Source organism: Nitrospira moscoviensis, from assembly GCF_001273775.1.
Lineage (GTDB): Bacteria > Nitrospirota > Nitrospiria > Nitrospirales > Nitrospiraceae > Nitrospira_D > Nitrospira_D moscoviensis.
Map to the genome: position 1 here is coordinate 1,635,342 of NZ_CP011801.1, position 18,984 is coordinate 1,654,325.

An 18,984-nucleotide genomic window follows, 5' to 3' on the forward strand; every position below is an offset into this window, starting at 1 on the left:
GGCCTCCCGTCATTGCGAGAGACGGCTCGGGAGTGTGTTCCAGTCTTCGGCCGGCAGGGATGACGGATCCAGGAATCCTCGGATTTCGGCGTCCTGCTTGCCGGCCAATTCGAGTGGTGATCCGGTGAAGACCATGCAGCCCCGCTGGATCATGACGAGGTGGTCCGCCACGCGGAAGGCGAGATCGAGGTCGTGCGTCACGACGACTTGCGTCACGCCCTTGGCTTTGAGCTGGAGAATGAGATGGCCGATCGCGAAGGCGTTCACCGGGTCCAAGCCGGCCGTGGGTTCGTCGTACAACAACAGCGGGGCCCCGCTGGCGAGCGCGCGGGCGATGCCGACCCGTTTGCGCATCCCGCCGCTGAGCTCGCCCGGCATCTTGTCGATCACCTCTTCCAGGCCGACGAACTGCAGGCTTTGCCGGACGATCTCTTCCACCTCGGCGTCGGGCAACCGGCCCTCCTCCCACAGGCGGTAGCCGACATTTTCTCGGACGGACAGCGAGTCGAAGAGCGCCGCGCTTTGAAACACCATCGCCATGTTGCGGCGGATCGGGGCCAGTTGCCGATCGGACAGCCGGCCGATGTCCTTTCCGCCGACCGTGATGCTCCCGCGGTCCGGTTTGAAGAGGCCCAGGACGAGGCGGAGGATCGTCGTCTTGCCGGATCCGCTGCCGCCCAGGATCACCTTGGTTTCACCCTGCGCCACATCGAAGGAGACGTCCTGCAGCACGGGCTTCCCGTCGAGCGTGAGCGACACTCCGCGCAGGCTGATCAGTGGGGGGGCGGAGCCAGTCATGGAATGGCCATGAAGATCTTGGTGATGAAAAAGTCCGTCGCCAGAATGAGGATCGACGCGGACACCATGGACTGGGTGGTGGAGGCGCCGACTCCCACCGTGCCGCCCTTCGTCGAGAAGCCGGCGTAGCAGCCGACCATCGCGATGAGGCCGCCGAAGACCAGCGGCTTCACCAGTCCCAACGCCACATCCCGCTGGTGGATGGCCTCATAGGCCCAGGTCCAATAGAAATAGGAGTCGATGCCCAAATACAATCGCGCCACCAGCCAGCCGCCCAGGATCGCAATCGCGTCGGCGATGATCGTGAGCAGGGGAATCATGGTGAGGCAGGCCAGCAGCCGGGTGGTGGCGAGTTTGTGCACCGGGTCGGTGCCTTCCGCCTTGAGTGCGTCGATCTGTTCGGTCACCGTCATGGATGCGAGCTCGGAGGCGATGCCGGTGCCGACGCGGCCGGCGATCATCAAGGCGGCGAGCACCGGACCGAGCTCGCGGACGACCGACGTGCTGATGAGCTGAGACACGTAAATCGTCGCGCCGTACGGTTCCAGCTGGACGGCTCCCTGCAGCGCCAGCACCATCCCCGTGAAAAGGCCGGTGAGGACGACGATGAAGAGCGATCCGACGCCGATCCGATCCATCTGCAGGAGGGTTTCCCGGAGATAGAACGGCCGCCGGAAGAGGTTCACCAGCGTCCGCGCGGAGAGCTCGGTGAATTCCTGCACGACGAGGAGCGCGTTGAACAGTGTCTCTATGGGATTGAACGCGTGGGGCATGGGGATCCGTGCGGACATGGTGCGCGGCACGAGGGCGCGCCGGCGATCGTCCATCATTATAGGTAATGGATTGCCGAAGGACAATCAGATCGAAAGTGTTGACGCGGCCGGGCCGGACTCATGATATCGGCGGGGAACGCGCGGGCCGATCGCGCACAACACCTCGTAGGGGATGGTGCCGAGCCACGCGGCGACCTCGTCGGCGGTGATCCGTTCGTGCCCTTGCCGGCCGATCAGCACGACATCGTCGCCGACGGCGGCATCGGCGATGTGCGTGGCGTCGACCATCATCATATCCATGCAGACGAGGCCGATGATCGGAGCCCGGCGCCCGCGCAGCAGCACTTGACCGCAGTTCGACAGGCGCCGGCTGACGCCGTCCGCATAGCCGATGGGCAGAACCGCGACTCTGGTCGGCCGGCGGGCCGTAAAGGTGCCGTTGTAGCTGACCGTTTGTCCGGGTTGAAGCGTGCGTAGCTGCGCGACCGTGCTCCGGAGGGTGAGCACGGGTTTGAGATCGGGCACGGGCACCGACTTCGGCAGCGTATGGTATCCGTAGAGCATAATGCCGGGGCGGACCAGCGAAAAACGCGCGTGGGGAAACCGGACCGCGCCGCCGCTGTTGGCGGCGTGGATCAGCGGCACGGTGAAGCCGGCGGCGGCGACCGCCCGGATGGCCTGGTCGAACTGCGCAAGCTGCCGCTCGGTGGCATCGGCGGATTCGCCGTCGGTATCGGCCAAGTGGGTCATGAGTCCTTCGAAATGCACGCTCGCCGGAAAGCGTCCGGAGGTCATGAGGGCGGTCAAGTCCTTCAAGGTCAAACCAAGCCGTCCCATGCCGGTGTCCACCTTGATATGGATTGGATAAGGACCGGACAGCGAGGCGGCGGCCCGCGCCACGTCGGTCAGCAGCGCCGGGTCGCTGACGACCGGGGTGAGCCGGTGAGCGAGCACGTCGTCCACCTGCTCCCGGAACAACGGTCCCAGGACCACGATGGGGACGTCGATGCCGGCGTGCCGTAGCGCGAGGCCTTCTTCGAGCGATACGACAGCCAATCGCGCGACGCCCTGCCGGATCAAGGCGGAGGCGATTTCCACCGCCCCGTGCCCATAGGCGTTCGCCTTGACGACGGCCAAGACGCCGCAGCCGGGGGAGAGCACGCGGCGAAATTGCGTGAGGTTGTCAGTGAGGGCTGAGAGATCGACCGCGGCGCAGGTTGGGGAAAACGTCGAAGTGGTCGGCACGTGACGGGGAAATCCGGAGATCCGGTCAGACCTCCATGATCTCCTGTTCCTTTTTTTTGATCACGTCGTCGATCTTGTGGCCGTATTGGTCGGTGAGCTTTTGCGTGTCTTGCTCCGCCTTCCGCAGCTCGTCTTCGGTGAGCTTCGCATCTTTTTGCAGTTTCTTCAACTCCTCGTTGGCATCCCGGCGGAAGCCTCGGATCTGCACTTTCGTCTCCTCGCCGTGCTTCTTGCAGATCTTCGTCAGCTCTTTCCGGCGCTCTTCGGTGAGCGGCGGCAGCGGCACGCGGATGATTTTGCCGTCGTTGGACGGCGTCACGCCCAAGCCGGAATTGGAGATCGCCTTTTCGATCTCCTTGATGAGCTGCGGTTCCCAGGGTTGGATGGTGATCAGACGGGCTTCGGGTGTGGAGATGTTCGACACCTGTTTCAAGGGCGTCATGGTCCCGTAGTAATCGACCCGCACGCCGTCCAGCAGCGCCACGGAGGCGCGCCCGGTCCGCAGACCGGCAAGATCCCGCTTCAGGTGCTCGACGGCTTGTTCCATCTGGGCGGCGAGCTTCTGTTTGATCGCGGCTGCGTTCGACATGGCGACGCTCCTGACCGGGTCAGCGATTGCCGAGCGTGACGACGGTGCCGATCGGCTCGCCCAATGCGACCCGCTTGAAATTGCCCTTGACCTTCAGGTTGAACACGATCAACGGCAAGTTGTTGTCCATACACAGGCTGATGGCCGTGGAGTCCATCACCTTCAAGTTCTGATTCAAGATGGACATGAACGGAATCTCAGTATACTTCTTTGCGGCGGGGTTTTTCATCGGGTCGGCGTCGTAGATGCCGTCCACCTTGGTGCCCTTCATGATCACCTGGGCGCCGATTTCCATGGCGCGCAGCGCGGCGGCGGTGTCGGTGGAGAAGTAGGGGGTGCCGGTCCCGCCGGCGAAAATCACCACCCGCTTCTTTTCCAGATGGCGGATGGCCCTGCGGCGGATGTAGCCCTCGGCGAGCTGGCGCATTTCGATGGCGGACTGGACGCGGGTCATGACGCCGATCCGCTCCAGCGCATTTTGCAGGGCGAGCGCGTTGAGGACGGTCGCGAGCATGCCCATGTAGTCGGCGGACGCGCGTTCCATGCCGGAGGCGCTCGCCGCGATGCCGCGAAAGATATTGCCGCCGCCGATGACGACGGCGACCTGGACGTCCAAGGCGACGACGGAAGCGATTTCCTCTGCGAGGCCTTCGAGGATGGAGGGCTGGATGCCGTAACCCTGCTCACCGGCCAACATCTCCCCGCTGACTTTCAGAAGGAGGCGCCGGTATTTGGCAGAGCTCATGCTTCGCCCAGTTGATAGCGGGTGAACCGGCGGATATTCATGTTCTCGCCGATCTTGGCGATCTTCTGCGCGAGCAGATCCTTGACCGTCACGGCCGGGTCCTTGATGAAGGATTGCTCCAGCAGGCAGCTTTCCTGGAAGAACTTCTCCAGCTTGCCTTCCACGATCTTGGGCCAGGCGGCCGGGGGCTTGCCCATTTCCTTGGCCTGGCCTTCGTAGATGGCCTTTTCCTTCTCGACGATCTCGGCGGGAATATCCTCGCGCCGGACAAAGGCCGGTTTGGCCGCCGCGACCTGCAGGGCCAGGTCGTTCACGAAGGTTTTGAATTCCTCGTTGCGCGCCACGAAGTCGGTTTCGCAGTTGACCTCAATCAGCACGCCGATCTTCCCGCCCATGTGGATGTAGGCGTGCACCAAGCCTTGGTTGGTCTCCCGGCCGGCCTTTTTCGCCGCCGCCGCGAGACCTTTTTGGCGCAGGTAGTCGATGGCCTTCTCAATGTCGTTGCCGTTTTCAGCCAGAGCTTTCTGGCAATCCAGAATGCCCGCGCCCGTTTTCTCTCTGAGTTCTTTCACCAGCTGACTTGTTCCTGCCATGGTTCGATTGTCCTTCGCCAAAAGAAGAGGAGCCCCGTGCTACGACGATCGGTTCGTTACGATGCCGGCGCGCCTTCGAGGCTCATGGCAGGCTGTTTCTCACCGGCCGTCGGAGCGGCCTGGAACTCCGCTTCCTCGCGCTGCGACTTCAGATGTGCGCCCTCGATGCAGGCGTCGGCGATCTTCGACGTAATGAGCTTGATCGATCGGATGGCGTCGTCGTTGCCCGGGATCGGATAGGTGATGTGGTCGGGATCGCAGTTGCTGTCGACGATCGCGATGACCGGGATGTCGAGACGGTTGGCTTCCTGCACGGCGATCTTTTCCACGCGGGTGTCCAGCACGAACACCGCGCCTGGCAGGCTGCGCATGTTCTTGATGCCCGACAGGTACTTCTGCAGCTTCACGATCTCTTTCTGCATCTGCCCGATTTCTTTCTTGGTGAGCCCGTGCTCGCTGGGATTGAGCAGCGTGGCTTCCATCTTCTTCATCTTGTCGATGCTGCGCCGGATGGTCTGGAAGTTCGTCAGCATACCGCCGAGCCACCGTTGATTGACATAGAACATGTTGGCGCGCTTGGCTTCTTCTTCGAGGATTTCCGCGGCTTGCCGCTTGGTGCCGGCGAAGAGGATCGACTCCCCGGAGGCGACGGTGTCCCGGACGAAGGCATAGGCCTGTTCCAGGCGGGCGGCCGTCTGCTGCAGGTCGATGATGTAGATGCCGTTCCGCTCGCCGAAGAGGAATTTCTTCATCTTCGGGTTCCAGCGGTTGGTCTGATGGCCGAAATGGACGCCGGCTTCCAACAGTTCCTTGATCGTCACGACTCCCATGCCTTCACCTCCCCTCAGGGCTTGCAGAGCACCCGCGCAACGGATGAGGGGAATACCATCCCCTTGTTCTCAAGCCAAGCAGCGTACATACGCTGATGTGGATTTGTAAAAAAGATCAGCCGGCATGTTCTGCCGGCTGGCTGTCTCAGCGGCCGTAAAGACTTGGCACGCTACCATAGTCCGGCAGCCATTTCAACATCTGTTCTCGTCTAGGATCGATAGCTTGCGTTGATGCGGACATAGTCGTAGGACAGGTCGGTGGTCCACATGTGCGCCGCGGCCCGTCCTTGGCCCAGTTGCACCGTGATGGCGAATTCTTTTTCCTTAAAAACCTTGGCAATCTTGCGCTCGGCCGCCAGCCCCGTTCCCATGCCGCGGCGGACCATGGTAACGCGCCCGAAGCGCACGGACACCTTGTCTTGTTCGATCGGCACGCCCGACCGGCCCAACGCGCCCATCACGCGGCCCCAGTTGGCGTCTTCTCCGAACAGCGCCGTTTTCACCAGATTCGACGTGGCGATCGTGGCGGCGACTCGCTTGGCTTCTGCCGGTGTTCGGGCGCCGTTCACTCGAATTTGAACGACCTTGGTCACGCCTTCGCCGTCCCGGCAGATCGCCAGTGCGAGCGTGCGGCACAGGTCGGTCAACGCACGCTCGAAGCGTCGGTAGCCCGCCGTGCCCGGTCGAATCACGCGATTCTTTGCAAGACCGTTGGCCAGGCAGAGGACCGTATCGTTCGTGCTTGTATCGCCGTCCACCGTGATGCAATTGAATGATTGATCGACTGCTGCGGTCAAGGCGCGCTGGAGGGCAGGCGCCGGGATGGCGGCGTCGGTCGTCACATACGCCAGCATCGTGGCCATGTCGGGATGGATCATCCCGGAGCCCTTCGCCATGCCGCCGATCGTGACGACCTGCCCGCCGATCCGTACGGTCATGGCCGTCGTTTTGGGACGGAGATCGGTGGTCAGAATCGCCTGCGCCGCGTCCGCGCCGCCGTCGGCGCTGAGCTTCGCCAGCAGGTCCGGGATGCCCGCTTTCACCCGGTCGATCGGCAAGACGCGGCCGATGACGCCGGTGGATCCGACGAAGACCTCGTTGATCGGCACCGACAAGCGCTTCGCCACAAGCGACGCCATCGTCTCGGCCGCTGCGAGCCCGCGCGCGCCGGTGCAGGCGTTGGCGTTCCCGCTGTTGACGATGATGGCCCGGCCGCGGCGTTGTTTCAGATGCAGCCGGTCCAACATGACCGGCGCGGCGGCAACCCGGTTCTGCGTAAAGACTCCGGCAATCGGGCCGCTGACGTCGGAGACGACCAACGCCAGATCGGGGATGCCCGGTTTTTTGATGCCGCAATGGATGCCGGCTGCCCGAAATCCCACCGGCGCAGTGACGCCCGATCTCGACGGTTTCATCGGTACAGGTCTCGCCGGATTGTGAAAAAGAGGCGGCAGGAGTGCATCACGGATAGCTGCCGGGCGCGGTGAGCCCGGTATCTTCGGGAAGGCCCATCATGAGATTCATCGCCTGGATCGCTTGGCCCGCGGCGCCTTTCACCAGATTATCGACGGCCGCCACCGTTACCACCCAGCCGGCTCGGCGGTCTTGATAGATTCCGATATCGCAGTAGTTCGAGCCCTTGATGTAGCGAGGGTTCGGCATGGTTTCCTCGAAAAGACGGATGAACCGCTCGCCTTTGTAGAAATCCCGGTACAGGGCCCGCAACTCGTTCAAGGAGACGTCCTTCGTCAGTCGACAGTAAGCCGTGCACAGGATGCCGCGATTCATCGGTACCAGATGCGGGGTAAAGGCGACGGTGATGGCGGCCGTTCGGCCCCCCACAATTCCGAGTTCCTGTTCGATCTCGGGAATGTGGCGATGCTGCCCGATCTTGTACGGCTCCAGCGACTCGTGGGCCTCCGGAAAGTGGTAGGGCAGGGCGGGGCTGCGTCCCGCCCCCGAAATGCCCGACTTGGCGTCGATGACGATGCTGTCCGGCTGCAGCCAACCCTGCTTACAGAGCGGGGCCAACTGTAAGATAGCGGCGGTCGGGTAACAACCGGGAGAAGCGACCAGGCCGGCTTTGGCGATCGCGCTGCGGTGCAATTCCGGCAGGCCGTACACCGCTTCCTGCAGGAGTTGCGGGTACGCGTGCGGCGTCTGATACCACTGCTCGTACGCGGCCACGTCCTTCAGCCGGTAATCGGCGCTGAGATCCACGACCAGTTTCCCCGCTTTCCGGCAGAGCGCGACCGGCTCTTGGGATTTCGTGTGAGGCAACGCGAGGAACACCGCGTCGGCCCGCTCGGCGAGCGCGTGAGGCGCCAGCGCTTCGAAGGTGTGGGAGACGACGCCGGTCAGGCTCGGGAAGACGGAGGCGACGGACTGGCCGGCCGATTTCTCCGACGTCACGGCCGTCAGCTCATAGGCGGGATGCGCCGCGGCCAGACGGACCAGTTCCGCTCCGGCATAGCCGCTGGCGCCTGCGATGGCGACCCGGAACTTTTTCATGTGCACGACGTCCTACACGACGACGAACCGACGTGGAGACGCAAAAAAGGGAAGGCTGAGGAGCCTTCCCTTTTGTTCCACACCGGCTCCTGCGGCCTAGCGCTTCGAATATTGGAAGCGCTTGCGGGCCCCCTTCTGTCCGTACTTCTTTCGTTCCTTCACGCGCGAATCCCGCGTCAGGAGGCCTTCCTTCTTCAAGGGAGTCCGAGCGGCCGGACTCATGGCAACGAGGGCCCGCGCGATGGCGTGCCGCAGGGCCCCGGCTTGACCGGTCGGTCCGCCGCCGTAGACGGTGGCCTTGATCGAGTACTTGCCGGTGGCCCCGGCCATTTCCAACGGAAGCTGAATGATTTGCCTCAGGGTGAGACGAGGGAAGGCTTTTTCCAGCGGCTGTTCGTTGACCGTGATCTCGCCGGCCGTGCCCGTCACCCAGGCTCTGGCCACCGCACATTTCCGCCGACCCGTTGCATACTGTGTCACCGCTGCCATGCGACTACGCCTCCTTTATACAGGGAAAAATGCTAGAGAGAAATCGGTTCCGGCCGTTGAGCTTGATGGGGATGGTCCGGGCCCACGTAGACGCGGAGCTTCTTGGCCATATGGTTGCCGAGCGGATTTTTCGGCAGCATCCCTTCGATCGCCCTCGTCAGCAACTGAGTCGGATCTTTCCGGAACAGGTGTTCCGCGGTCGTCGTTTTCAGGCCGCCGGGGTACCCGGTATGGTGGCGGTAGAGCTTGGTTTCCATTTTGCCGCCCGTCAACTGGATCTTTTCCGCATTCACGATGACGACATGGTCGCCCATGTCCACGTTGGGCGTGAACGTCGGGCGGTGTTTGCCCCGCAGAATGCCGGCGACCTTGGCGGCCAACCGTCCGAGCGTCTTGCCCTCCGCGTTCACGAGATGCCAGGTTTCTTTCACATCCGCCGGTTTTTCGAGATACGTCGTCATCGTCCTTCTCCGCTCCTCACGAGATGTTCACGTTCAGACTGCTCACACTTCCTGCGCGCCGAAATTCTTGGTCTCCAACTTGGCGAGCCAGGCGTCCAAATTCTGCCCGCTCCGCCGCTTCCAGACGTCCTGCGTGACGTAAATCGGCGCATGGGTGCGCAACGCCAGCGCGATGGCGTCGCTGGGTCTGGCGTCGATCGTCCGCACGACCCCCTTGTTCTCCAGATACACGGTCGCGTAATAGGTGCTGCTCTTAACGTCCGTCAACACCACCCGAGCGGTGGTAATACCGAAATGCTCTCCGAAACTTTTGATCAGGTCATGACTCATGGGGCGCGGCGTGACGGCGGTCTCCAAGGCGCGGCGGATGGATTCGCCTTCCGGCGCGCCGACCCAAATCATGAACGGCTCCGGCCCTCCGTCGGCGCGGGTCAACACGACGATCCGCGTGTCCGTATTCGCATCGTCCACGACCCGGTTGACCGTCAGCTCGATCAACGAGTCGGTCTTCTGCGGTGTGTCTGTCGCCATCGCGCGTTCCGTTAGGAATCCAGTTTGCCGAAGTCTTCGGGTTTGAGGTTTTCGAGCCACTGCTCCAATTCGTCGGAGCTCTGTTTTCTGATCACCGATTCGCTGGCGAAGATCGGGGCTTGGGAACGCAGCGCCAGCGCGATGGCATCGCTGGGGCGCGAATCGACGGTGTATTCCGAGTCTTCGTACGTCATGTGCACTTTGGCGAAATAGGTGTTTTCGTTCAAATCGGTGATGACGACGCTGATCACCTTGGCGTTGAACGCGTCGAGATAGGATTTCATGAAATCGTGCGTCATCGGACGGGGCGGGGCCACGTTTTCCAGCGCCAAACTGATGGAGCTGGCTTCGGCCTTTCCCACCCATATCGGGAGCATTTCGGCCTGATCTTCGTCCCGCAGGATGACGATATACGCATTGTTGTAGGGGTCGAACATCAACCCCTTCACGTGCATCTGTGTAATCATGGTGATCGTCCGATTCTCTCAGGCGAAACCGAGAGAAGGATGGTCAAAGAATGGAAGACTCTAGCACTTCCGAAATTGCCGTGTCAACGAATCCGGCGACAAGACAGACGAATCCGCCTTTGCCGTGAACGATTGTCGGGCGAGCGGGGCTCTCAACTGCTCGGCGGGCGATAATTCTCGGCAAGCTTCGATGTGTCGGCCTGTTCACCGAGCTTCAAAAACGCCTTCATCTGCTTACGCACCAGGTCCCGTCCACTCTCGTCGCCCAGGTTCACTTGATATTCGTTGATCACCATCACCCGCATGGATTCCCATTTCTTCCAGCAGGACGTGCAGACCTTCGCTTTGATTTCATGTTCCAATTTGCCGAGGAACAGCGGGGCGGTAATCGCCTCGCCGGTCTGTCCGCAGGTGACACATGCGACCTCTGCCATCGCGACGCTCCTTTTCGTCTGTCGGATTCTTGAATTCCATCAAACCGACCGGCATTCTAGCAGAGGCTTTCTCGGGAAGAAAAGAGCCGGGGTTCCAATTGACCCGGTGAGGGCTTCGTGCTAGAAAAAGCAACTTTGCTCGAGTGCCGTTGCCCGGATGGCGGAACTGGCAGACGCGCCGGACTCAAAATCCGGTTCTCGCGAGAGAGTGGGAGTTCGACCCTCCCTCCGGGCACCATTGGGGATGGACGCCGCCCACCTCGGGCGATGAAAGGCCCTTGACAGACCTCGAACATTGGCCTATAGTTCCGCGGTCATTAGGACTTTGGACTCATAATGGGTTCGCTCAGGAAACTTTGTCGTTCATCATCTCTACACTTCATCTTTTAACTCACAAGGAGGCAGCACATGCGTAAGGTGTTGGCACTGGGAGCCGCGGTCATGATCGTAGGCTCAGTGAGTGTTGCAGTGGCCCAAGAGCGTCTGCAACAGGGCGCATCCGGTTCGTCGCTGGGCGTCGGCACCGGAGTCGGCGATATCTCGGGCAGCCCGGGCCGGACGCAGGCGTTCGACCGCAATGCGTTCCTGGATCGGCTGTCACTTCCCGAAACCGTGTATGGACGGGTGCTGGCCATCGACTTTCCGGCCGGCAAGATGCACCTGGAGACGGGCGGCAGCTCACATGACGAAGGCCGCGCCGGCGGGGGCGCGATGAACTCTCTCACGGTCTACTTCGACGACAAGACCAACATGGATCAACTGAAGACGTTGAACCATGGCGACGACATCTCCCTGCAGGTCGTGGAAGCGACCACCGCGCACCAGCAGTATGGCACCGGGCGGAAGATCGTCCGCGAGGTCTATCTGCTCCGCGGCAACGAGAAGCTGGCCGGTTTCGGCGGATTGGGCCAGCGGCCGAATCCGATGACCGAGCGCGCGATTGAGACGAACAGCGGCAGCACCACGGGCGGCGTGGCCGGTTCCGTGCTGCCAGGCGAGGTGAAGGGCATTGTGGATTCACCCATCGGCGAGTTCACCGGCGCGGCTCCCTGCTGGAACTGCGAACCGCAGCCGGGGTGGGGCTACCAGACGCAGAACAAGTCCGACTACGGCACCGACACGGCCAAGCCGAATCTGGTGAAGGGTCTGCAGTAAGCGATTCTCCGCTTCAGTAGAGCGGCAAAAGGGGCAGCTTCGGCTGCCCCTTTTTTATTGAACGCTGGTCCGGTATCTTGAGAACTGGTGAATCGAGAGGGTCGATCGATGGATCGCAACAATGGGCAAGACGGCTGCCTGCCTAGCTCCGATGCAGAGCTGGATCTGCGCGGTGTCATCTGTCCTTATAATTTCGTGAAAACCAAGCTCAAGCTCGAGATGATGCAATCCGGGCAAGTCTTATCCGTTCTGTTGGATGACGGCGATCCGATCCGGAACGTTCCGCGCAGCGTCGAGAACGAAGGGCATACGGTGCTGGCTCAAGAGCGTCTCGATAAGGTGTACCGCGTCCTCATCCGCCGCGAAGGCAACGATTAACGGCGTCTCCTTCCGCCTGTTGTTTTCCGCCTTTCTTTCCCGGCCACAACCAGCGTCACTTGCGACGGAGCCGGCCGGCGGGCGAGCTCGGTCTGTACCTGCCGCGCCGTTCCCCGGAGAATGGTTTCCATCCGAGTCGTGAGGTCGCAGGCCACCACGATACGGCGCCGAGGAGTCAGCCGGGCGATTGCGTCAAGGGCCGGGCTCAGGGACCCGGAAGGACAGAAGGCCACCGCTGTGTCCCCTGCGGCGAGGAGCGTATCCAGCGATCGCGTGAGCGCCGATCGGCGGCGCGGCAAGCGACCGTAAAAGCCAAAGGCATCGGCCGCGAAGCCCGACACAGTCAGCGCAGCGCTGACGGCGGACGATCCTGGAAGGCACCTGACCGGGATGCCGGCCGCGTGGGCGGCTGCGATCAGCCGGCAGCCCGGATCGGCGATCACCGGCGAGCCGCAATCCGATACGATGGCGATCCGGGCTCCCTGGGTGAGTCGATGGAGCAGGACCGCCACCTTCTCCTTCAGATTGCGAGGTCCGTAGCTCGTCAATGTGACGTCAATGCCGTGGCGGGACAGGAGCGCACGCGTTGCCGCCGGATCTTCCGAGGCGACGAGATCGACTTCGCGCAGGAGCTGCAGCGCGCGAAGGGTGATGTCGTCAGGGTGCCCAATCGGCACGGCCGCCACGTAGAGCAGGCCTGACGCGGGCGAAGCCCCGCGTGCAGGCGCAGCCATACCGGGGTTTTGTTGACTCCGTTCTCTCCTCATCGATATAATTTCGCCCTCACTTCGCCTGAACCGGATTTTGGCACTCGCGGCAGGGTTACCCCCAATGGCAGCAGTCTGCTTCATGGTCACGATGGTGCTGTATTTTGTGGCCACCGTGTCGTTTCTCGCCTATTTGCTGCGACGTTCCGAAGCCTTGACGAAGGTCTCGTTGGGGATCACGGGGATGGGATTTGTCGCCCACTCCGTGGCGCTCGTGGCGCGGATGCTCGCGGCGAGCGAACCCTCGACCCCCAGTTTTCATGAAGCCTTGTCGTTCTTTTCCTGGATGCTGATCCTGGTGTTTCTCGCGGTCGAGTTCCGGCATCGCATTCATGTCCTGGGGTCGTTCATGGTCCCCTTGGCGCTGATGTCGCTGGTTTCCGCGGCGGCGCTTCCGGAAACCGCTCCCACGCTGCAGCCGATGTTCAAGACCCTCTGGTTCCACGTGACGCTCAGCATGCTGGGCACGGTCGGCTTTGCGGTGGCGTTCGTGGCGGGAGTGATGTATCTGATCCAGGACCGCCTTCTCAAGTCGAAACGATTCAACGTCCTCTATACCAAATTGCCGGCGCTGGACTACCTCGATCACCTGAACCAGCAATCCATCGTCATGGGCTTTCCGCTCCTGACGTTGGGCATCGTGACGGGGGCCATCTCGGCGGAGTTCGCCCGCGGATCGTATCTCAGCTGGAATCCCGAGCAGACCGGCGCCCTCATCACCTGGCTCTTTTATTTCGTGGTGCTCCTCGGGCGCTTGACGGTGGGATGGCGCGCCAAACGGGCGGCCTATCTCACGGTGATCGGATTCGGCTGCGTGATTTTGACGCTGGTCGGGGTGGTGCTCAAGGGGCACGGAGCGCTGTCGTGACATGCATCTGATCGTCGTCGGCCTGAGCCACAAAACCGCGCCGGTGGAGATCCGGGAAAAGCTCGCCGTGCCGGAAAGCCGGCTGGGCGAGGCCTTGACCCGGTTGTGCTCCTATCCCGGCGTGAAAGAAGGCATCCTCCTGTCGACCTGCAACCGGGTGGAGGTCTATTCGGTCGTCGACGAGATCGAATCCGGCTACAGCCGCATCCAGGAATTCCTCGCCGATACCCACCTGTCCCTCTCCAGCGAGCAACTCACGCCGCATCTCTATTGGCACACCGGCGACCGGGCGATCGCGCATCTGTTCCGGGTCGCGGCGAGCTTGGACTCGATGATCATCGGCGAATCGCAGATCCTGGGGCAGCTCAAGGACGCGTTCGAGGTCGCGCTGGCGCACAAGGCGACCGGCGTGATCATGAACAAGGTGGTGAAGAAAGCCATTTCGGTCGCCAAGCGCGTCCGCACCGAGACGAAAATTTCCGAAATGGCCGTCTCCGTCAGTTATGCAGCCGTCGAATTGGCCAAGAAGATCTTTTCCAACCTGGAGGAGAAGACTGTCCTGCTCGTCGGCGCCGGCGAAATGGCCAAATTGGCCGCCCGGCATTTGATCGCGCAGGGCGTGCAGCATGTCCGGATCACGACGCGGACGCCCCACCACGCCGTCGAGTTGGCCGAGAAATTCGGCGGGATGCCGGTGGCGTTCGATCAGTTCAAGGACGAAATGGCGTCGGCGGACATCGTGCTGGTCTCCACGGGCGCCGCGCACTACTTGATCGGCGCGGACGACGTGCACCGCGCGGTGAAAGAACGGATGAACCGGCCCATGTTCCTGATCGACATTTCCGTGCCGCGCAACATCGATCCGGCCGTCCGGCACGTGGACAACGCGTTCTTGTTCGACATCGACGATCTCAAGCATCGCGTGGAACAGAACCGCGCCGAACGGCTGCAAGAGGCGGAAAAGGCCGAGCGGATGGTCGTCGAAGAAGTCGGCACGTTGCGCGAATGGATGAAGTCGCTGGAAGTGACGCCCACCATCGTCGCGCTGCGGAGCCGCGTCGATGAGATCAAGCGCGCCGAGATCGAAAAGGTCATCGGCCGTCTGGCCCACCTGTCCCCGCAGGATCGGGAGGTGGTCGAGGGGCTGGCCTCTTCCATCGTCAACAAGTTGATCCACAGTACGATGATCACCCTCAAGTCCGAGGTCAATTCGGCCGGTGGAGCGGCTTACGTCGACGCGGCGCGCCGGTTTTTCAACCTCGATCAGCCCTCGCCCATGAATAAGCCGGACGAGGAAGGCGACCGTGTCCGCTGCCTGGGGCGCCAGGCGGCCGAACCGGTGCAGCCGGCGCCCGAGACCGTGAGCCGCAAGCGGACGTCCTGAAACCGGCGCGGACGCGGAGACAACGCGAGACAAAAGGAGCAGACGTGTCTGTACCGACCGGCCCGCGATCCAGCCTGGTGCTTGGCACGCGGGGCAGCAAATTGGCCCTGCAGCAGAGCCGATGGTTCCAGGCCCGGGTGCACGAGGTCGCGCCGGACGTGCGGGTCACGCTGCGCACGATCCAGACATCCGGCGACAAGATCGTCGATGTTCCCCTCGCCAAAATCGGCGGCAAGGGGCTGTTCGTCAAGGAAATCGAGGAGGCCTTGCTCACCGGAGAGATCGATCTGGCCGTGCACAGCATGAAAGACGTGCCGGCGCAATTGCCGGATGGGCTCGAAATTCTCTGCGTGCCTCCGCGCGAAGACCCGCGCGACGCGCTGATCAGCCGCACCGGCCGGCCGTTCAAAGACCTGCCGCGCGGCGCCTGCATCGGGACCAGCAGCCTCCGCCGGCAATCGCAACTGCTGCATGCCAGGCCGGACATCGCCGTCAAGCTGTTGCGCGGCAACCTCGATACCAGGCTGCGCAAGCTCCGCGACGGACAATTCGACGCGATCGTCCTGGCCGCGGCCGGCTTGCGCCGGCTGGCGTGGGCGCAGGAGATCACCGAATATCTCGACCCGGCCGTCAGCCTCCCGGCGATCGGCCAGGGAGCGCTGGGCATCGAAGGCCGCAGCGGCGACACGTTTGTCCGGTCGGTTCTGAATCGGCTCGATGACCCGGCGACGCGCACGACCGTGACGGCGGAGCGCGCCCTGTTGCATCGGCTGGAAGGGGGCTGCCAGGTGCCGATCGCCGCCCATGCCATCCTGTCCGGCCAGGGCCGCCTCCGCCTCGACGGCTTGATTGCGAGCGTAGACGGAAAAACGGTCATACGAGACGCCGTGGAAGGGAACGCCGAGGAGGCTGCCTCGTTGGGAGTGCAACTCGCCGAACGGCTGCTGTCGAAGGGCGGCGACCGGATCCTCCGCGAGATTTACGGGACATGACTGAACGGCGATCGACAGGCATCGTCTATCTCGTCGGGGCGGGCCCCGGCGACCCGAAGCTGCTGACGCTGCGCGGCAAAGAATGTTTGGCGCAGGCCGATGTGGTGTTGTACGACTACCTCGCCAATCCGCTGCTGCTGTCGCATGCCCCGGAGAGCGCCGAACGAGTGTATGTCGGGCGCCGGGGCAAGGGAAAGTATCCGGCGCAGGAGGAGATCAACCGTCTGCTGACGGATCGGGCGCAGGCGGGCAAGACCGTGGTCCGTTTGAAGGGCGGCGATCCCTTCGTCTTCGGTCGGGGCGGAGAAGAAGCGGAAGCGTTGGCCGCCGCCGGGATTCCGTTCGAAGTGGTGCCGGGGGTCACGGCGGCCGTCGCGGCGCCGGCCTATGCCGGGATTCCGGTCACCCACCGCACCATGGCCTCCACCGTCACCTTTGTGACGGGCCATGAAGATCCGGACAAGCCGGAAACGGCATTGGAGTGGCCGAGGCTCGCGAGCAGCCATGGCACGCTCGTCTTTCTCATGGGGATGAAGAATCTCCGGTCGATCGTGGCACAGCTGCTTACGGAAGGCCGGCCGACAACGACGCCCGTAGCCATCATCCGCTGGGGCACGAGGGCGGCTCAGCAGACCGTCGAGGGCTGTCTGGCCGATATCGTCGACAAGGCGGAGGCCGCCAAGCTGGAGCCGCCGACGGTGATCGTCGTCGGCGACGTGGTGCGGCTGCGGCGGCAGTTGAATTGGTTCGAGCGGCGCCCGCTGTTCGGCAAGCGTGTGCTGCTGACGCGCGCCAAGGAACAGGCCGCGGAATTTGCGTCGCTGCTCGCCGCCTATGGGGCCGAACCGGTGGAAGCGCCGACGATCAAGATCGCACCGCCGGCCGACTGGACCGCCGTCGATCGGGCGATCGCCGACATCCGGTCCTATCGCTGGCTCATCTTCACCAGCTTGAACGGCGTGTCCTCGTTCATGGGCCGCCTGCTCGCGAAAGGGTTGGACGCGCGCTGCCTGGCCGGATCGACGATCTGCTGCATCGGGCCGCGAACGGCGCAGGAGCTTGAACGATATGGCCTGAAGGCCGATATGATTCCGGCGGACTATCAGGCCGAAGGGATGGTGGCCGCGTTCGAGGGGCGCGATGTCCGGGATGCCCGCATCCTGATTCCGCGGGCCGAGGCCGCCAGGGAATTGCTGCCCGAAGAGTTGCACGCACGAGGCGCGCGCGTCGACGTGGTTCCCGTCTATCGGACGGTCCTGCCGGACGCGGGCATCGAAGCGTGGCGCCGGCTGCTGATCAATCGTGAGATTCATGTCGCCACCTTTACCAGTTCGTCCACCGTGCGCAACTGCGTCGAGCTGTTGGGCGGCGCCGAATCCGCGAAGGAGCTGTTGAAGCCGGTGGCCGTCGCCTGCATCGGTCCGATCACGGCGAAGACCGCCGAAGAATTTGGTTTGACGGTATCGATCCTGCCGAGAGAGAATACTGTGCCGGCGCTGGCGGAGGCGATCGCGGAACAGTATGGAAGCCGGCCGTACATGGCGGCCGGCACGCATTCATGAGCTGGACAGCAGGGTGGCAGACAAAAGGAGGAAAGCGGCATGGTTCCGGTGAAGTCGTTCATGATCCCACGCGAAAAATTTGTGACCGTCCCTCGCGACACCGACGCCCAAACCGCCGCCCGCATCATGCGGGACCGCGGCATCGGCAGTCTGTTCGTGACGAACGATCGCGAGATCATCGGCATTCTGACGGATACCGACATGATGCGCCGGGTGGTCGCGGCGGGCGCCGACGCGACGAAGACCACGGTGGAGCAAATCATGTCGGCTCCTATCCTGACGATCGAAGAGAATAAGACTCTGTTGGACGCCAACGATCTGATGGCGCAGGCCCACGTGAGACACTTGGGCGTGACGCGGGACAGCAAATTGGTCGGCGTCATCTCGGTCCGCGACCTGGTGGTGTTCCTGACGAATCTGCCGAGGAAGTAAAGGATGGCCTTTCCAATCCAACGCTTGCGGCGGCTCCGGCAGCACGAATCCCTCCGCCGGATGGTGCGGGAGACGACGCTCGCGCCGGCCGATTTCATCTATCCGCTGTTCGTGGTGGAAGGCCGGGACCGGCGCGAAGCCATCGCGTCGATGCCGGGGCAGCATCGGCTGTCCGTCGATCTATTGATCAAGGAAGCGGGGGAGGTGAAGGCGCTCGGGATTCCAGCGATCATCCTGTTCGGCATCCCGGACCGGAAAGATGAGCACGGCAGCTCGGGGTTCGATCCGCACGGCATCGTGCAGCGGGCCGTCCGGGCGGTGAAGGAGCACGTGCCGGGCTTGATGGTCATCACCGACGTCTGCATCGACGAGTACACGAGTCACGGCCACTGCGGCATCGTGCGCGACGGCAAGATCCTCAACGACGAAACGCTGGACTGTTTGCGCCGCATGGCGCACACGCATGCGGAGGCCGGCGCCGACATGGTCGCCCCGTCGGATATGATGGACGGCCGCGTGGCCGCGATCCGCAAGGAGTTGGACGAAGGCGGATTTCCGGATCTGCCGATCATGGCCTATGCCGCCAAGTTTTCGTCCTGTTTCTATGCGCCGTTCCGCGATGCGGCCCACTCCAGCCCGCAATTCGGGGACCGCCAGTCGTATCAGATGGATCCAGCGAACGGCCGGGAAGCCCTGCGGGAAATCGACCTCGACATCGAAGAAGGGGCGGACATCGTGATGGTGAAGCCGGCGCTGCCCTATCTCGACATCATCGCGGCGGCGCGCGGGCGCACGCTCCTGCCCGTCGCCGCCTATCAGGTCAGCGGCGAGTACAGTATGATCAAGGCGGCGGCCCAGGCGGGGTGGCTCGACGAATCGCGCGCGATGATGGAATCGCTGCTCGCGATCAAGCGCGCCGGCGCCGACCTCATTCTCACCTATTTCGCCAAAGACGCCGTCCGGCTGCTGCACTGATTCCT

General features: G+C 62.9%; 23 protein-coding genes and 1 tRNA gene. 9 read left to right on the forward strand and 15 right to left on the reverse strand.

What is annotated here, in order from left to right:
• Positions 1–9: 9 nt before the first annotated feature.
• From NITMOv2_RS08030 to NITMOv2_RS08095, 14 genes are all read right to left on the reverse strand, one after another.
• Positions 10–798, reverse strand: coding sequence for an ABC transporter ATP-binding protein (locus NITMOv2_RS08030; protein ID WP_083447864.1), 789 nt, complete (start codon positions 796–798; stop codon positions 10–12).
• Positions 795–1,571 (reverse strand): MlaE family ABC transporter permease, encoded by a 777-nt coding sequence (locus NITMOv2_RS08035; protein ID WP_053382029.1) that lies wholly within the window; start codon positions 1,569–1,571, stop codon positions 795–797. The genes NITMOv2_RS08030 and NITMOv2_RS08035 overlap by 4 nt, the downstream gene beginning before the upstream one ends.
• 84 nt (positions 1,572–1,655) lie before the next feature.
• Positions 1,656–2,816, reverse strand: a complete 1,161-nt coding sequence (gene alr, locus NITMOv2_RS08040) for an alanine racemase (protein ID WP_053379371.1) — start codon at positions 2,814–2,816, stop codon at positions 1,656–1,658.
• Between the two features lie 25 nt (positions 2,817–2,841).
• Positions 2,842–3,405: a ribosome recycling factor gene (frr, locus tag NITMOv2_RS08045; RefSeq protein ID WP_053379372.1), complete on the reverse strand. Its 564-nt coding sequence runs from the start codon at positions 3,403–3,405 to the stop codon at positions 2,842–2,844.
• Positions 3,406–3,424: 19 nt separating this feature from the next.
• On the reverse strand, positions 3,425–4,150 hold the full coding sequence (pyrH, locus tag NITMOv2_RS08050) for a UMP kinase (protein WP_053379373.1): 726 nt from the start codon (positions 4,148–4,150) through the stop codon (positions 3,425–3,427).
• On the reverse strand, positions 4,147–4,743 hold the full coding sequence (tsf, locus tag NITMOv2_RS08055; protein ID WP_053379374.1) for a translation elongation factor Ts: 597 nt from the start codon (positions 4,741–4,743) through the stop codon (positions 4,147–4,149). Before tsf ends, pyrH begins: the two co-directional genes overlap by 4 nt.
• 56 nt (positions 4,744–4,799) lie before the next feature.
• Positions 4,800–5,573: a 30S ribosomal protein S2 gene (rpsB, locus tag NITMOv2_RS08060; protein ID WP_053379375.1), complete on the reverse strand. Its 774-nt coding sequence runs from the start codon at positions 5,571–5,573 to the stop codon at positions 4,800–4,802.
• Positions 5,574–5,782: 209 nt separating this feature from the next.
• Complete coding sequence (argJ, locus tag NITMOv2_RS08065; RefSeq protein WP_053379376.1) at positions 5,783–6,988, reverse strand: bifunctional glutamate N-acetyltransferase/amino-acid acetyltransferase ArgJ; 1,206 nt, start codon at positions 6,986–6,988, stop codon at positions 5,783–5,785.
• Between the two features lie 46 nt (positions 6,989–7,034).
• Positions 7,035–8,084 carry an N-acetyl-gamma-glutamyl-phosphate reductase gene (gene argC, locus NITMOv2_RS08070; RefSeq protein WP_053379377.1) on the reverse strand — a complete coding sequence of 350 codons (1,050 nt, stop codon included), beginning with the start codon at positions 8,082–8,084 and terminating at the stop codon, positions 7,035–7,037.
• Between the two features lie 96 nt (positions 8,085–8,180).
• A complete protein-coding gene (gene rpsI, locus NITMOv2_RS08075) occupies positions 8,181–8,573 on the reverse strand; it encodes a 30S ribosomal protein S9 (RefSeq protein WP_053379378.1) in 393 nt (130 codons plus the stop codon).
• 32 nt (positions 8,574–8,605) lie between these two features.
• Positions 8,606–9,034 (reverse strand): 50S ribosomal protein L13, encoded by a 429-nt coding sequence (rplM, locus tag NITMOv2_RS08080; RefSeq protein WP_053379379.1) that lies wholly within the window; start codon positions 9,032–9,034, stop codon positions 8,606–8,608.
• Between the two features lie 42 nt (positions 9,035–9,076).
• On the reverse strand, positions 9,077–9,565 hold the full coding sequence (locus NITMOv2_RS08085) for a bifunctional nuclease family protein (protein WP_053379380.1): 489 nt from the start codon (positions 9,563–9,565) through the stop codon (positions 9,077–9,079).
• An 11-nt stretch (positions 9,566–9,576) separates the two neighbouring features.
• Complete coding sequence (locus NITMOv2_RS08090; RefSeq protein WP_053379381.1) at positions 9,577–10,032, reverse strand: bifunctional nuclease family protein; 456 nt, start codon at positions 10,030–10,032, stop codon at positions 9,577–9,579.
• Positions 10,033–10,184: 152 nt separating this feature from the next.
• Positions 10,185–10,466: a Fe(2+)-trafficking protein gene (locus tag NITMOv2_RS08095; protein ID WP_053379382.1), complete on the reverse strand. Its 282-nt coding sequence runs from the start codon at positions 10,464–10,466 to the stop codon at positions 10,185–10,187.
• Positions 10,467–10,617: 151 nt separating this feature from the next.
• On the opposite strand from NITMOv2_RS08095, the gene NITMOv2_RS08100 reads away from it, so the two are divergent.
• From NITMOv2_RS08100 to NITMOv2_RS08110, 3 genes are all read left to right on the forward strand, one after another.
• Positions 10,618–10,704 (forward strand) — tRNA-Leu (locus tag NITMOv2_RS08100).
• A gap of 170 nt (positions 10,705–10,874) precedes the next feature.
• Positions 10,875–11,621, forward strand: a complete 747-nt coding sequence (locus tag NITMOv2_RS08105; protein ID WP_053379383.1) for a hypothetical protein — start codon at positions 10,875–10,877, stop codon at positions 11,619–11,621.
• 108 nt (positions 11,622–11,729) lie between these two features.
• Positions 11,730–11,999 carry a sulfurtransferase TusA family protein gene (locus NITMOv2_RS08110; protein ID WP_053379384.1) on the forward strand — a complete coding sequence of 90 codons (270 nt, stop codon included), beginning with the start codon at positions 11,730–11,732 and terminating at the stop codon, positions 11,997–11,999.
• Here the strand turns inward: NITMOv2_RS08110 and rsmI are convergent.
• Positions 11,996–12,733 (reverse strand): 16S rRNA (cytidine(1402)-2'-O)-methyltransferase, encoded by a 738-nt coding sequence (rsmI, locus tag NITMOv2_RS08115; RefSeq protein ID WP_053379385.1) that lies wholly within the window; start codon positions 12,731–12,733, stop codon positions 11,996–11,998. The two genes, NITMOv2_RS08110 and rsmI, sit on opposite strands and share 4 nt — an antisense overlap.
• A 97-nt stretch (positions 12,734–12,830) precedes the next feature.
• Between rsmI and NITMOv2_RS08120 the strand changes: the two genes are divergently transcribed.
• Genes NITMOv2_RS08120 through hemB form a run of 6 tightly spaced genes read left to right on the forward strand, consistent with a single transcriptional unit; the run spans position 12,831 to position 18,979 of the window.
• Positions 12,831–13,634 carry a cytochrome C assembly family protein gene (locus tag NITMOv2_RS08120; protein WP_083447866.1) on the forward strand — a complete coding sequence of 268 codons (804 nt, stop codon included), beginning with the start codon at positions 12,831–12,833 and terminating at the stop codon, positions 13,632–13,634.
• Position 13,635: 1 nt separating this feature from the next.
• On the forward strand, positions 13,636–15,018 hold the full coding sequence (hemA, locus tag NITMOv2_RS08125) for a glutamyl-tRNA reductase (protein ID WP_083447867.1): 1,383 nt from the start codon (positions 13,636–13,638) through the stop codon (positions 15,016–15,018).
• Between the two features lie 44 nt (positions 15,019–15,062).
• On the forward strand, positions 15,063–16,010 hold the full coding sequence (gene hemC, locus NITMOv2_RS08130; RefSeq protein WP_053379387.1) for a hydroxymethylbilane synthase: 948 nt from the start codon (positions 15,063–15,065) through the stop codon (positions 16,008–16,010).
• On the forward strand, positions 16,007–17,572 hold the full coding sequence (gene cobA / locus NITMOv2_RS08135) for a uroporphyrinogen-III C-methyltransferase (protein WP_053379388.1): 1,566 nt from the start codon (positions 16,007–16,009) through the stop codon (positions 17,570–17,572). The genes hemC and cobA overlap by 4 nt, the downstream gene beginning before the upstream one ends.
• A gap of 39 nt (positions 17,573–17,611) precedes the next feature.
• Entirely contained in the window at positions 17,612–18,004 is a 393-nt protein-coding gene (locus tag NITMOv2_RS08140) for a CBS domain-containing protein (protein WP_053379389.1), read from the forward strand.
• 3 nt (positions 18,005–18,007) lie between these two features.
• The gene (gene hemB / locus NITMOv2_RS08145) at positions 18,008–18,979 is read left to right on the forward strand and encodes a porphobilinogen synthase (protein ID WP_053379390.1); all 972 of its coding nucleotides are present in this window, start codon (positions 18,008–18,010) and stop codon (positions 18,977–18,979) included.
• Positions 18,980–18,984 lie beyond the last annotated feature (5 nt).